Below are 14,381 nucleotides of genomic sequence, written 5' to 3'. Positions count from 1 at the left end.
GCAACGAATATCAGGATAACTACGTTGATAAATACAAGGAGTGCAACAAAGACTTTTGGACCCCTATCTGTTTTTTGATTGTACATGTCGATTAAAACGTCTTGACACAAAAATAGGTATTTTTACTATAAAGAAAGACATGAACAGGCATTTTTTCTTATATTATTAATGATTTTTTAGCACAATAACAGAAAAGCAGGTGTTTATTGCGGTATGTAAAGCAACGAACACCTGCTTACGTATAAACACCTTTGGTATTTTAATCTTCTCTATAAAGGAGCAATAATGCCGAATTGGGAACAATAAAGAATTTTTCTTTGTTGAATTCTATCTCTACTGCTTGCTTCTGAAGAAAAACAGCCAAATCGCCTACCTTCGCCTGTAAGGGCAGGTAGTGCTGCTTTTCAGAATCTTTCTTCCATTCTTCATCAGGTTCTTGAGGCATCGGAATCGGATATCCGGGACCGGCAAGCACAACATAACCACTTTGGATGTCTTCCTTTTCGGCAACACCGGGCGGAAGCAATAATCCGCTTTTGGTTCGGTCTGACTGGCTTCGCTTTTTAATCAGTAACCGGTCGCCCACCACAATAAGCTTGTTGATGTCTTTAACTTTAATATCCATTGCTCAACCTCATTCTGTTTATCAGTGTTCAAAGATATTTATTTTTAAACTGTATATTTGTACAAATCGATTCCATGCTGAAAAAATTCCATACACGCGGTAAAATCGAAGCAGGCTGCGATGAAGCCGGACGCGGCTGTTTGGCAGGCCCTGTGTTTGCGGCAGCCGTTATTCTTCCGCCCCGGTATAAAAACGCACTGCTGAACGACTCGAAACAGCTGAACAAGAAAAACCGGGATTCGCTCCGTATTGAAATAGAAAAAAACGCATTGGCCTGGGCCGTTGCGCGCGTAGAGCATGACGAAATTGACGAAATCAACATATTGAACGCGTCCATAAAAGCCATGAAAAAGGCGGTAAGCCTGCTCGCTATAACACCTGAATTATTACTTATCGACGGCAATCGCTTTCATGCATACGAAGGAATTCCGCATCATACCATCATCAAAGGTGATGGAATTTATATGTCCATTGCAGCAGCATCGGTACTGGCAAAAACACACCGCGACGATTGCATGGAACAGCTTCACGAAGAATTTCCACAATATGACTGGAAAACAAATAAAGGTTATCCTACAGCCAAACACCGTACCGCGATATATAATCATGGAATTAGTCCTTACTACCGACGCAGCTTCAATATGAGCGAACAATTGAAGATATCTTTTTGATTTTTTGTATTATCTTTGTTGGTAAATGGAATTTCGTACAATAAAATAAATCCGAAATTATGAAAACACTTTTGTCAATCGTTGTTTTTCTGGGAGTGACACTATTCTATTCGTCAAATGCCAGCGCACAGCAAGAGCAGCAAAAATCAGGTTTTAATAATAACACGCCACAACAGACACAGTCAGGAAACAATCAATATACCGATGACCAAAAAACACTTTTTGCCATCCCTTACTTAAAGGAACTGTTCGACGAGATTACAAAACTAAATGCACGCATGAACGGCAGCAGTGGCGATGCACTGGACCGGGTAAAAACAGAACACGACAAATACGTGGCAGAATACATCAAGCAGCTTGAACGGCAGGAACCCCTTTATGCAAAGGATGCAAAAATGCACAGCGCTATCCTTGCCGAACTCACACGTCTGAAAGGAAGCTCAAAATAAATTTTCGGCATTAACATTTGTATGTTAATTTAATTCCACGGTTCACATTTTTATTTCACTTCATTCATCCTACTTTTGAAAAAAGTCCGTGATATGGCATTTTTCAAAGGAAAATTATCTCCTCTCCGCATTACTTTTTCTGCAATTCTCATCCTTGTTATCATTGCACTGCTATGGGGTGGCATTTGGTATGTGCGCAGGCTCAAAGACCCGGTAATACCGGCAACAGAGGCATTGCCTGCAAATCCCGCTTATGTAATTGAGATAAAAAAGGCATACAAATTCTGGGATACTTTTTCTAAAACCAGCCGTATCTGGAAAGAACTTGCCGGTATTTCATACTTTGCAGAATTAAACAATACGATAAGAAATCTGGATTCAGCCATTCGTGCCGATAAAAATCTGGAGAATAAAATTGAAGGACGCGACCTGATAATTGCCGCCTATCCTATTTTAAAAAAAAATGAGCTCGGACATCTGTTTCTGATGAATCTTTCAAGTGCCCATGACGAGCGTCGTGTTGATGACTTTGTAAAAAGCATGGCCGGCGATGATGCCTTGATTGCAAGCGTTGCGGAAGGCAAACACGACATAATTTCCGTGAGTAAGCCCGGCATTGCAGACGTTTTCTATTATTCCGTATCGCAAGGAATATTTATCGGAAGCTACAACCGCCCGCTAATCAGCGATGCGCTTACTACGCTTGATAACGGCACTTCGGCAATGAAAACGCCCTCATTCATCAAGCTGGGAAACGCGGCAGGAAAAAATTGCGAAGCCACAATATTTTTAAATACTGAATCACTTCCGTTGCTGCTTAAGCCTTTCAGAGCCGACTCGATTGCATCACTGCTGGATTTCACAAGCCGGCTGGGTGCACTTTCGGAATTTGATCTTAAAACAAAAGCCGGTGAATTGATGCTGAACGGTTACATTGAAACCAATAAAAAGAACCGGAATTTTCTGGAAGCATTTTCGCGGCAAACGCCCGGAAAATCAACCCTTATAAAAAGTATTCCTTTCAACAGCGGAGTGGTGCTGAATTTTCATTTCGATGATTTTTCAACCTTCTATGAGGATTATTGTTCGCAGACAGGCGGTAACACATCCCAATCAGTAATTGATGCGGTTGAAAAAAAATGCAACCTCAATATCCACGAAAATTTACTTGACTGGATTACCGATGAAATAGCACTGGTAATAACGGTTCCGGGAGGCAGCAACATCAGCGGACACACATTTGCCGTGATGCATTCTCTCAATGCCGATAAGGCCATGAAGCTGCTTTCGGAAATTTCAGCCAATAACGGAATTCAAAATCCGATAACTCAAAATGACCTTTCTATCGGTTTTATAGATGCGCCGGGGCTAATCCCGCAGTTGTTCGGCAAGATATTTTCAAATATCCAAAACTGCTATTATTCCCGGATAAATGAAAATATCGTGTTTGGAAATTCGCAGCAGGAACTCAGAAATTTTATAAGTTCGGTGCAGTCGGGCAAGACTCTTGCCGAGAACGAGAACTACCGCCTATTTGCAGAAAAACTCAATGAAAAATCCAACATCTCGCTTTATGTTAATATCCGAAAATCATTCAACATTCTGAAATCTTTCGCCGGCAATGCACTTGCAGGAAGCATGAATAAAAACGTTTTTATTTACAGGAATTTTGAAGCGGTAAACATACAGGTATCTACAGAAAAAACGGGCATGTATTACGCCAGCATGTATCTGAAATTCAACCCACTGTATGATGACGAAAATCCGGCGGTTTGGGAAGCAGCCCTCGACACAAACCTATACGGGAAGCCTCACATAATAACTGATGTAAGCGACAGCAGCAAAAAAATTATTGCTTTTGACATTATCGGAAATATTTACATGCTCAATACTGAGGGCAAAACCGTTTGGAAAAAACAGCTGAAAGCAAAGCCTGTCGGCGATGTCTGGACGGTGGATTCTAAAAAAAATCACGAATCCGGTATTGCATTCTGCACTGCCGACCGCCTCTGGCTGCTTGACATGAACGGAAATGTTGCGGATAAGTATCCGGTGAACATGCCGGTAAAAGCAACAGGACCAATCACCGTTCTTGATCCCGGGAATAAAAAACAATATCTCATTCTGTACCCGGGAACCAATAAAAAGATGAACTGCATCAACGCTTCGGGCAGTATCAATAAACAGTGGACTGCAACAAATCTGAAGAACAGTGTTTCGGCACAACCTGTATCCTTAAAGAGCGGCAGCAAAGATTATATCGTGTTTTGGGATAAATCAGGCAGTTTGTATTTCACGGATAAAACCGGGAAAGCTAACCTCAAATTGAAACAATCGTTTAAAAAAGCCAATAATTCTATGGTTTATACTGACGATGCAAACGCCTCGGGATTTATTACAACCGATGAGACAGGCAGAATAGCGACCATTGCTGCAAACGGAAATGTTGTATTTACAACGGTTGGCACATTCGGACCCGAACATTATTTTCTGTTCGAAGATTTTGACCTTGACGGTGAAAATGATTTCATTTTCTTCGACAGAAATACCATATTTGTGTATAACCGCGACAAAAAACCAATCTATCAATACGCCTTTACCGGGGATATAATGCCGCTGCAGCCCCGGTATGTACAATTCGGGAATTCATACCTTTTGGCGGCAGTTTCACATGAAAACGATCACCTTATACTTTTCAGCAATAACGGCCTGTATGATGTTCTGCAAAAATACACCTCAACCATGGAGCCGGTGGCAGACGTTTTCTATAAAGGAGAGCGGCCTTCAATAATTGCCGTAAGCGGAAAATACATTCGATATTATAACATAGATTTGTAAAAAGAGGACATGACATTTATCAACTTCAAGTCTCTTGCTGAATGTTCGGTAGGTCTATTTGCAAATGCATAAAAGTTTGTATATCTTTGCTCATCTTCATTTTGATAAAACAAGCATATTACAATAAATGAATTATATATGAAAACACTGATTTTACGCCTACGATCTAAAATTCCCGCAGTCAGATTTATGGCCGCGGCATTATTGTTTTTCTCGTCTGCATTCATTCTTACATCATGCTACAAAGACAGGTTTAACCTGAATAAAGTGAGTAAAGAAGGAGAATGGTCGCCCGACGTGTGTGCTCCGCTTATCAACTCGAAACTGGGCATGGACGACATCCTGAACGATTATGATTTTCACAACCTCCATGCCGAAGATGGAAGCGGTTTCTTATATCTTATTTATGAGGATAAAGTATATTCGCAATCAGCCGAACAATGGCTGGTAATTCCCAATCAGAATGTATCAACCAATTATTCAATTGTTCTCCCCGGCGGGTTGCCATATAACGCTCCGGCCTTCGACAATAATTATGAATTTGTGATGCCCAATGGTGAAAAAATCACCGAAGCCTATATTAAATCAGGCGCACTCAATTTTAATATTCCGGGCTTTGCATTCAATCAGAATGCAAGTATAACCGTATCGATTCCGGGTGCCACCAAGAACGGTGTTCCGCTGAATTACACATTCAATAAAATTTACGCCATTGACCTCAACGAATCTATTGATTTAAGTGGTTACAGGCTGGTCTTTGACAACACCGGGCTGAACAACAATATGCTTAAAATAACCTATACCGCGACGGTTACGGCTTCAGGGCAAACCATCACGGCACCGCTTATAATACCCATGGGCGAAACATTTACAAACCTCCGCTACTCTTCTATTTACGGCGATTTCAAACAGCATGTTTTCAATCTCGAAAACGACTCGGTGAAAATCCGCCTGTTTCAGAATGTACTGCATGGCTCGGTTGATTTTCAAAACCCCAAAATGCATTTTATAGCAAACAACTCATGCGGCATGCCCGTTGATGTAAATGTTACGAATTTCAGGGCACTTTCTTACGCAAACGCGCCATACAATATTGCCATCACCGGAACTCCCGTTCCATGGTCTGTTGCCGCCCCCACCATTGGCCAGATAGGTCAGTATGCCACAACACAAGCCGATTTCGACCGGAACAATACCAATGTGTACAATGCCATTTATATGGCTCCCGAATGGTTCCTGTCAGATGTGTCTGCGCTATCTAATCCTGCAGGCGGTACAAGCAGCAACTTCCTGCTTGATACCAGTCGGTTCAGCGTAAATGTCCAGGTTGATATTCCGTTATACGGGAAAGCCTTGAATTTTATACTTCAAGATACTATTTCCTTCAAATTTGGACAGGATATGAAAAATGTGGACTGGATGACCTTCCGCATAAACGCCGATAACGGATTCCCGGTAGATGCTGTGATGCAGATATATTTCCTTTCGGCAAGCAATGTTTTTCTTGATTCATTGCTGATACCGGCACAGCAAGTGATAAGTGCCGCCCATGTAGGGTCAGCTCCCGATTACAGGGTCTATGATAAAATACACACCTATACTGAAACAACCATTAGCCAGCCCCGCCTGAATAACCTCAACCCTACCGAGAAAATTCTAATCCGGGCAGTATGCAACACGGTAAATAATGGGTCGGAACTCACCAAGTTTTATTCTGAATATACACTTGATGTGAAACTTGCCGCAAGAGCCAAATTCAGTATTCCTTTCTAAAGTTTTATTTTAAAATTAAGACACGATGACTAAATATTTAAACACACGGATTGTTGCCATTGCCTTGCTTATATTCGGATTTTCGAGGAGTGTTTCGGCACAGCAGGATTTGACGCTGTATCCGATGCAGAGTATTCCGCAATCATATTATACAAACCCTGCGCTGATTCCCGATTGCAAAGTGAATATTGGCTGCCTGCCTATTATGTTGCCCGTAATGCCTTCATTGTTTTTTGAAACATCAAACAATGGATTCAACTGGAACAATATTTTAAAGCTGCAAACAAATGATTCACTTAAGCTCGATCCGGATGATGTGGCAAAACACCTGCATAAGAAGAATGATTTTACCCAGCGGATGAACATGGAATTACTGTCGTTCGGATTCCGCATAAAGCGCACACAATATTTAAGTCTGTCGCTTACCGAACGGGAGATGATGCGTTTTTGTTATCCAAAAGACCTTGTGCTTATTGGATTATATGGAAACAGCCAGTACATTGGCGGCACGGCCGATTTCTCGGGATTTGGTATCAATTTCCAGCATTACCGCGAACTTGCCCTGGGCTATTCAAATCAGATAGATGACCGTATTACACTGGGCGGTAGATTCAAATTGCTGTTTGGCATGTCAAACGTTTGGATTAAACAAAGTGACATGACACTTGCGGTTGACAAAGACTACTACTACTTAACCGGAGCAGCCGCCATCAAAATTAATACCTGCGGACCCGATGCTCTTTATAACGGGATTAAGAACAAAGCCGATACCTCCGGTAAAACAAACAACAACACGAATTTTGACCCGGCTGCTTACATCACCAATATGAATAATCTGGGTGGCGCACTTGATTTCGGCATTTCCTATAAAATCAACAACATGTTTCAAGTTGCAGCCAGTGTAACGGATTTGGGTTACATTCACTGGAAAAAAGGCGTACACAATTATGTAAATAGCGGCGGCAAATTCACCTTTGAAGGTTTAGATATAACCGAATTTGGCGGCAAAAAAGATTCGGCATCTAAAGTAAGTACCGTCCAGAAGCTGGTCGATTCAATCGGCAATCAGTTTGATTTGGTTGAAGGAGCAAATGCCTATTGGGGACCACTTACACCCTCTGTTTATCTGAGCGGTTTTGTGAACCTCACGCACAAAGATAAAATCAGCCTTGTTGCCCGTGGCGAGATTTATCAGCACGCACTGCATCCGGCCGTTATGGTGGCCGCAACACGTAACTTCAGCAAACGTTTCGGTGTTACCCTCAGCTATTCATACATGAACCGCAGTTGGCTGAATGTTGGATTTGGTGCACAGGCAACACTGGGACCGCTGCAATTCTTCCTGGCGACAGATAACGCTCTTGCGGGAATTATTCCGTACAAATCAAAAACATTTAACATTCATTTCGGAGCAAACTTGATCTTCCATTACAAGTCATTCTTCCCATTACTTAAACAGGAATAGTGTTTCAGTGACATTCATTTTTCTTTATCCCCTGTAAACAGGGGATTTTTTTTAACTTTGCGGTAATGAAAAAAATGTTGCGCATACTGTTTATCTTCATCGTACTTGCGGGATTATCATCGTGCAAGGTGAATTATTCATTTACCGGAGCATCGATTCCTCCGGAAGTTAAAACGGTGTCCATACATTTTTTCAAGAATATCGCACCGCTTATCAAATCAAACCTGAGCCAGCAATTTACCGAAGCGCTGAAAGAACGGTTCAATGCGCAGACCAGCCTTAACCAGGTTACCAATGGCGGCGATCTTGACCTTGCGGGCGAAATTACAGGCTATGCCACCAGCCCGATTGCCATACAGGGCAACGAAACAGCCGCCATGAACAGGCTTACCATGACCATCAATGTACGGTTCACGAATAAATTCAACGATACTCAGAATTTTGAGACCAGTTTTTCGCGTTATCAGGATTACCCTAGCAGCCAGTCGCTGGCATCGGTAGAAGAAACTATCGTGAAACAAATAATTGAATACCTGGTGGATGATATTTTTAATAAAACAGTAGTAAACTGGTAAGCGCAGCCGATGAACAAATCAGATTTTATACACTTAATGCAACAGCCGTCTCTGATAGATACATCGGATCCGGCAGTGTTTGAAGATCTGGTAAAAGAATTTCCGTATTTTCAGTCGGCGCATCTGATGCTGGCACGCTGTCTGAACAGCCACGAAAGCATCTACTTTCACCGGCAGCTTAAAGCCACTGCAGCGCGCGTAACAGACCGCTCGGTACTTTACTGGCTTATCAACAACACTCCCGAACTTTCGGAAAATATCGCTGTTGTTGAAATTGTTGCAAAGCCGGCAGCAGTAACGGAAGAAAAAATTGAAAAGCCGCTCCTTGCGGAAGAAATAACTGAGCCCACAGTATTTACTGAAACCAAGGAACTACCGAGTGTTGAAATAATTGCGGCTTCAGAAGAACCACTGCCTCAGCGGGAAGAAATACAGGCTGAGCCCACCATAACGGCAGACACACTGCAAGCGGAAGAGATACCGGCCGAAGAAAATACCGAAGTAAAAGAAACGGTTAAAGACAAGACCTTCCTGATTGATAAATTCATTAAAGAAGAACCGCGAATTTCTCAGGCAAAAAAAGACTTCTTTAATCCTGCAAATATTGCGCAACAGAGTGACTCGGAGAATAATGATATTGTATCTGAAACCCTTGCCAAAATTTATGCGCAACAGGGTAAAACTGCACATGCTATCAAAATTTATAATCAATTAAGTTTGATTTTTCCGGAAAAAAGCAGTTACTTTGCAGCCCAAATTGATAAATTGAAAGATTCGATTCAACAATAAACTTATAAGAAATGGCAACTTTTTTCATCGTAGCGGTACTGGTATTCATCGTCTGTCTGCTCCTCATTTTGGTCGTTTTAGTTCAGAATTCAAAAGGCGGCGGACTGGCCTCTAATTTCTCCGGTTCCAACCAGTATATGGGCGTACGTAAAACCGCCGATTTTCTGGAAAAAACAACCTGGACACTGGCAATTCTGTTACTAGTACTGAGTATGGCATCCATTTTTGTAATCCCACGCAATGCCGACGGCAAAGTAAACGATACTGAACTTCGTGAGCAGGTAAAGAATCAGCAGCCTGTAAATTACGCACCGGCTCCTCAGCAGAAAAAATAAGCTTTTATATACATTATAAAAGGTGTCAGAATGTCATAAACGTCTGACACCTTTTTTTTATTTATAGCTCACCGCTGAAATTTTGTCTGTAAAAACCACAATCCGGGCTTTGGCACAAATTGTGACAACAGCGGCGTACTCACACAATTGTTTCACCATTTAAAAATCTAAAGAATATGGCAAAAGAGTTAGGTAAACCATTAAAAGACAGAGTATTGGTTGAACCTGCACAGGCAGAAATGAAAACCGCCGGCGGTATCATTATCCCCGATACAGCAAAAGAAAAACCACAAAAAGGCACTGTAGTGGCCGTTGGCAATGGTAAAAAAGACGAACCCATGACACTGAAAGTGGGCGATAACGTTCTTTACGGAAAATATTCAGGAACAGAAATTACCATCGACGGTAAAGCCTATCTGATTATGCGTGAGGAAGACATTTACATGGTTGTCTGAACTTCCAATTAATACCTTACATTAAAAGAATCATAAATCTATAAAATACATTAAGTTATGGCAAAAGATATCATTTTCGATACAAACGCACGCGATGGCCTGAGAAGAGGTGTTGATGCGTTATCAAATGCAGTAAAAGTTACGCTTGGTCCTAAAGGCCGCAATGTAATTATTGATAAAAAATACGGCGCACCCCAGATTACCAAAGACGGTGTTACCGTTGCCAAAGAAATTGAACTGAAAGATCCCATCGAAAACATGGGCGCTCAGCTGGTAAAGGAAGTTGCTTCAAAAACTGCCGACGTGGCCGGTGACGGAACAACCACTGCTACCGTGCTTGCACAGTCTATTTATGTAACCGGTCTCAAAAATGTTGCTGCCGGAGCAAACCCAATGGACGTGAAAAGAGGCATTGACAAAGCTGTTGAAGCTGTTGTTGCCAACCTGAAGAAACAATCAAAAACTATTGGCGACAGCAACGAGCAGATAGAGCAGGTTGCAACCATTTCTGCCAATAACGATAAAAGCATCGGCAAACTTATAGCCGAAGCCATGGCTAAAGTTAAAAAAGAAGGCGTTATCACCATTGAAGAAGCCAAAGGCACCGAGACCATTGTAAAGGTTGTTGAAGGCATGCAATTCGACCGTGGTTATATCTCCCCTTATTTCATTACCGACCCCGAGAAAATGGAAACCGTATTCGAATCGCCGTATATCCTTATCTATGATAAGAAAATCAGCGTGATGAAGGATTTCCTTCCCATTCTCGAGAAAGTTGTTCAGACAAGCCGCCCGCTGGTTATTATCTGCGAAGACGTTGAAGGCGAAGCACTGGCTACTTTAGTTGTAAACAAACTGCGCGGCTCGCTGCGTATTGCTGCTGTGAAAGCTCCCGGTTTCGGCGACAGGCGTAAAGCCATGCTCGAAGACATCGCAGTGCTTACAGGCGGTATCATGATATCGGAAGAAACCGGTTACAAACTGGAAGACGCTGACCTGAGTTATCTCGGACAGGCTGATAAAATGGTAATCGACAAAGACAACACAACCATTGTCAGCGGTAAAGGTGACAAAGAATTAATCAAATCGCGCGTTACCCAGATTAAAGCACAGATGGAAAGCACCACATCTGACTATGACCGTGAAAAACTTCAGGAACGCCTTGCTAAATTATCAGGCGGTGTTGCTGTTATTCAGGTAGGCGCAGCCAGCGAAGTTGAGATGAAAGAGAAGAAAGACCGCTTTGACGATGCACTGCACGCAACCCGCGCAGCTGTTGAAGAAGGTATTGTTCCGGGTGGTGGCGTAGCTTATATCAGGGCAATCGCATCGCTCGATAAAATTAAAGGTGATAACGAAGATGAAGAAATTGGTGTAGGTATTATCCGCAGGGCGCTCGAAGAGCCGCTGAGGCAGATTGTAGCCAACGCCGGTATGGAAGGCTCCGTAATTGTTCAGAAAGTTAAAGAAGGCAAAGATGACTTTGGTTTCAATGCACACACTGAAAAATATGAGAACCTTTACAAATCAGGTGTTATTGATCCTACCAAGGTAACCCGCGTTGCACTTGAGAACGCTGCTTCTATCTCCAGCATGATGCTCACCACCGAGTGTGTACTTGCCGAGATTAAAGAAGAAGGTGCACCTGCAATGCCTCCGGGCATGGGTGGCATGGGTGGCATGGGCGGAATGATGTAAAATCCGTTTCTGACATACAAAAGAGGCTGTCGCGGAATTTGCGGCAGCCTCTTTTTTTTCAGTTTAAATAATTGCTATTTGAGCATAATCAGCTTCTTTGCTGCAGAAAGATTTCCCTGTTCAGAGAACACTTCGAGTTTGTAATAATAGATACCTTCGGCAAAATTGCCTTTGTTTACTGTAACCGTGTATCTGCCTTTCGGTCTGTTTTCATCAACGAATGTTGCAACGCAACTGCCCTGAACATTGTAAAGTTTCATCACAACCTTCCCATCATAAGGAATATAGTAACTGATGTCAGCATTACTTGTTACCGGATTTGGAATGCAATCACCAAGATAGAATCCATCAGGGTCAACAAGCTCCGTTATCGAATTTACAATGGTATCTGCAGCGGGCGCATGCACCGTTTTTGCCAGCATAATCATTATTGAGCCGGATGAATAACAACCCGTAGGTGCTGTGGTTTTCAGATTCCAATTACCTGAATAGTAGGTGCTGAAACCGGGTATAGACACATTTTGAGTATTATACAAAGTGCTTGACGGTGATAACCATGAATAACCTACGGCAGTAGAATTTGCCGTATAGGAACCGGGCGCGCTTGTCGTATGAGTACCCTTGGAATCTGTCAGTAGTTGTCCGGTGTTAAATTTATAGTATGCCACCAGACTTGAATAGTTGGGATGACTTGCAGTTACTTCCTGATTTAACCATGCCGCAAGGGTTGCCTGAGGAACAGCAACTTTCCAGAAACGGAATTCATCAATGTTTCCTTTGAAATACTGTGCTAATCCATTTGCCCGTCCAATGTACAATCCAGCCACAGGAGAAAGTGGGCTATTGCAAAATGTTGGGAAATCGCCCACTTTTATTGCATTTGCATACAGGGAAAAGATTCCGCCACTGCGAACCAGCGCCAGGTGTGTCCATTGATTTTGCGGCGGAGCGTAATTTAGTTGAATCTTTGGTCCACCGTTAATGCATAAGGTAATCATACCGATATCCTGTCGCAGCAAAATATCATTCAATGTTGCATAATTTCCGTTATCAAAGTAGGTACGCCAGATGTCATAACTGGTTGGATATACCCACATTTCATAAGTAAAGTCGCCGGGCATTCTCAAATCTGTCGCGTTCCCAACCTGAATGTACTGGTTTGTTCCGTTTAGTCCGACAGAACCATTTCCGGGCACAAGCACGGATGATGAAGACAGATTTAATGTACTGCCGGCCGTAACAGGGCTGTTACCGGTAATTATAGGTGCGGGACCGGAGTTAATAGTTACGGTTACGGATCCGGTGGCACTTATACAACCATCCATCCCCGTTGCAGTTACCGAGTATACCCCCGCATTTGCGGTCGGAATGAAGGAGATAACAGGATTTTGGAAACTGCTCACGAAATTGTTAGGACCTTTCCAATTATATGTTGAACCAAGGGGTACTATTCCTGTGGCAAAGCTGCAACTATAATTAGTGGCAACATGCGCCCCTTTTGAATCGACCATTTCCTGTCCTTTATTGAATTTGTAGTAAGCCACCAGGTTCGTATAATTGGGGTGCGAAGGATCGACTTCTTTATTCATCCAGGATGCCAGATTCGACTGAATAACAGCAACCTTCCAGAAGCGGAATTCATCGATACTACCCTTAAAATACTGTCCCGTGGTATGTGCGGAACGCCCTATTCGTAATCCATCAGTGCTGAGATTTTGTATGGTATTTGAGGTAAAATTGCCCACTGATGTACTATTAGCATAAAGCGAAAGAGTGCCACCGGACCGCACAAGCGCTAAATGGGTCCAACTGCCTGTTGGTGGAGCATAGCTAAGTGTGCTGGTCGTATAACCGGATTGGCTTCCAGTGCTAATGTACAGCCCTATGGTGGTTGGCGAATCCTGTCTCAGCAATAGCCCGTTATTATTGGCTAAATTGCCATTTTCAAAGTAGGTATTATACCCTGAAAAACTTACTGGATTTACCCACATTTCGTATGTGAAATCGCCGGGGGTTTGCAGGTTTGTGGCATTTGCAATTGAAACATACTGCGATGCACCATTTAGAGCAATACATTCACTGTTTCGCGTTATTGCCTGCAAATTCAGCGTACTGCCCTGACATACCGGGCTGTTGCTTGTAATAGCAGGTGCCGGAGGGGCGGGCGCCAGCGCAATATCTCTATAGGTAGCCTGACTCCGGCATCCATCACTGGTGGTATAGTTGACAAAATACATCCCTGCTTTATTTGATGTAAAACCGGGAATGGTAAAATTTTGTGAGGAAGATGTAAAACCGTTTGGCCCTGACCATAAATATGAGCATGCCGGAAACGATTCGTTAACAGTCATACAACCGTAATTTGTCGCAATGTGATTGCCTTTTGAATCGGTCAGCAGCGCACCATTATTGAATTTAAAATAGGCAATGAGATTTGCATACTCAGGGTGTGCGCTCGTCAGCTCTTTATTCATCCAGGCGGCATGATTTGCAGGATAAATTGCAACGTTCCAAAAACGGAATTCATCAATACTACCTTTGAAAAACTGCCCCCCTGTATGTGTTGGTCTCCCTATTCTTAATCCATCGGTGCTTAGAATTGGTTGGCTGTTTGGGATGAAATTTCCTTGAAAATTCCCATTAACATAAAGCGAAACACTGTTGTCCGGTAAAAGTTTGAAAGAAGCCGAAGCATAAGCCCGGCTTCT

12 protein-coding genes are annotated in these 14,381 nt (G+C 42.6%); 10 read left to right on the top strand and 2 right to left on the bottom strand.

Going from position 1 to position 14,381, the window contains the following annotated elements; all coding sequences use genetic code 11:
- Positions 1 to 259: 259 nt before the first annotated feature.
- The gene (locus tag WCM76_11255; GenBank protein MEI6766212.1) at positions 260 to 625 is read right to left on the bottom strand and encodes a co-chaperone GroES family protein; all 366 of its coding nucleotides are present in this window, start codon (positions 623 to 625) and stop codon (positions 260 to 262) included.
- Between the two features lie 74 nt (positions 626 to 699).
- Between WCM76_11255 and WCM76_11250 the strand changes: the two genes are divergently transcribed.
- The 10 genes from WCM76_11250 to groL all read left to right on the top strand — a co-directional run bounded on the left by WCM76_11250 (position 700) and on the right by groL (position 11,673).
- Positions 700 to 1,296 (top strand): ribonuclease HII, encoded by a 597-nt coding sequence (locus tag WCM76_11250; protein ID MEI6766211.1) that lies wholly within the window; start codon positions 700 to 702, stop codon positions 1,294 to 1,296.
- 59 nt (positions 1,297 to 1,355) lie between these two features.
- Positions 1,356 to 1,745, top strand: coding sequence for a hypothetical protein (locus WCM76_11245; GenBank protein ID MEI6766210.1), 390 nt, complete (start codon positions 1,356 to 1,358; stop codon positions 1,743 to 1,745).
- A 93-nt stretch (positions 1,746 to 1,838) separates the two neighbouring features.
- Complete coding sequence (locus WCM76_11240; protein ID MEI6766209.1) at positions 1,839 to 4,583, top strand: DUF3352 domain-containing protein; 2,745 nt, start codon at positions 1,839 to 1,841, stop codon at positions 4,581 to 4,583.
- Between the two features lie 138 nt (positions 4,584 to 4,721).
- Positions 4,722 to 6,356 carry a hypothetical protein gene (locus WCM76_11235; protein ID MEI6766208.1) on the top strand — a complete coding sequence of 545 codons (1,635 nt, stop codon included), beginning with the start codon at positions 4,722 to 4,724 and terminating at the stop codon, positions 6,354 to 6,356.
- Positions 6,357 to 6,381: 25 nt separating this feature from the next.
- Positions 6,382 to 7,821, top strand: a complete 1,440-nt coding sequence (locus WCM76_11230) for a DUF5723 family protein (protein MEI6766207.1) — start codon at positions 6,382 to 6,384, stop codon at positions 7,819 to 7,821.
- Between the two features lie 65 nt (positions 7,822 to 7,886).
- Entirely contained in the window at positions 7,887 to 8,396 is a 510-nt protein-coding gene (locus tag WCM76_11225) for an LptE family protein (GenBank protein ID MEI6766206.1), read from the top strand.
- A 9-nt stretch (positions 8,397 to 8,405) separates the two neighbouring features.
- Complete coding sequence (locus WCM76_11220; protein MEI6766205.1) at positions 8,406 to 9,185, top strand: hypothetical protein; 780 nt, start codon at positions 8,406 to 8,408, stop codon at positions 9,183 to 9,185.
- 11 nt (positions 9,186 to 9,196) lie between these two features.
- Positions 9,197 to 9,520 (top strand): preprotein translocase subunit SecG, encoded by a 324-nt coding sequence (gene secG, locus WCM76_11215; protein MEI6766204.1) that lies wholly within the window; start codon positions 9,197 to 9,199, stop codon positions 9,518 to 9,520.
- Positions 9,521 to 9,696: 176 nt separating this feature from the next.
- Complete coding sequence (locus WCM76_11210; protein ID MEI6766203.1) at positions 9,697 to 9,975, top strand: co-chaperone GroES; 279 nt, start codon at positions 9,697 to 9,699, stop codon at positions 9,973 to 9,975.
- Between the two features lie 57 nt (positions 9,976 to 10,032).
- Positions 10,033 to 11,673: a chaperonin GroEL gene (groL, locus tag WCM76_11205; protein ID MEI6766202.1), complete on the top strand. Its 1,641-nt coding sequence runs from the start codon at positions 10,033 to 10,035 to the stop codon at positions 11,671 to 11,673.
- Between the two features lie 74 nt (positions 11,674 to 11,747).
- Here the strand turns inward: groL and WCM76_11200 are convergent.
- On the bottom strand, positions 11,748 to 14,381 hold a 2,634-nt coding region (locus WCM76_11200; GenBank protein ID MEI6766201.1), incomplete at its 5' end, for a LamG-like jellyroll fold domain-containing protein.

The sequence above is a fragment of the Bacteroidota bacterium genome, from assembly GCA_037133915.1.
Taxonomy (GTDB): Bacteria; Bacteroidota; Bacteroidia; order Bacteroidales; family CAIWKO01; genus JBAXND01.
The sequence above is the reverse complement of the archived record's forward strand: the minus strand, read 5'-3'. Positions and strand labels throughout refer to the sequence as shown.

Excerpts from the sequence above, each read along its gene's own strand:
- WCM76_11255 (MEI6766212.1), bottom strand. The coding sequence starts at position 625 with ATGGATATTAAAGTTAAAGACATCAACAAGCTTATTGTGGTGGGCGAC.
- WCM76_11250 (MEI6766211.1), top strand. The coding sequence starts at position 700 with ATGCTGAAAAAATTCCATACACGCGGTAAAATCGAAGCAGGCTGCGAT.
- WCM76_11245 (MEI6766210.1), top strand. The coding sequence starts at position 1,356 with ATGAAAACACTTTTGTCAATCGTTGTTTTTCTGGGAGTGACACTATTC.
- WCM76_11240 (MEI6766209.1), top strand. The coding sequence starts at position 1,839 with ATGGCATTTTTCAAAGGAAAATTATCTCCTCTCCGCATTACTTTTTCT.
- WCM76_11235 (MEI6766208.1), top strand. The coding sequence starts at position 4,722 with ATGAAAACACTGATTTTACGCCTACGATCTAAAATTCCCGCAGTCAGA.
- WCM76_11230 (MEI6766207.1), top strand. The coding sequence starts at position 6,382 with ATGACTAAATATTTAAACACACGGATTGTTGCCATTGCCTTGCTTATA.
- WCM76_11225 (MEI6766206.1), top strand. The coding sequence starts at position 7,887 with ATGAAAAAAATGTTGCGCATACTGTTTATCTTCATCGTACTTGCGGGA.
- WCM76_11220 (MEI6766205.1), top strand. The coding sequence starts at position 8,406 with ATGAACAAATCAGATTTTATACACTTAATGCAACAGCCGTCTCTGATA.
- secG (MEI6766204.1), top strand. The coding sequence starts at position 9,197 with ATGGCAACTTTTTTCATCGTAGCGGTACTGGTATTCATCGTCTGTCTG.
- WCM76_11210 (MEI6766203.1), top strand. The coding sequence starts at position 9,697 with ATGGCAAAAGAGTTAGGTAAACCATTAAAAGACAGAGTATTGGTTGAA.
- groL (MEI6766202.1), top strand. The coding sequence starts at position 10,033 with ATGGCAAAAGATATCATTTTCGATACAAACGCACGCGATGGCCTGAGA.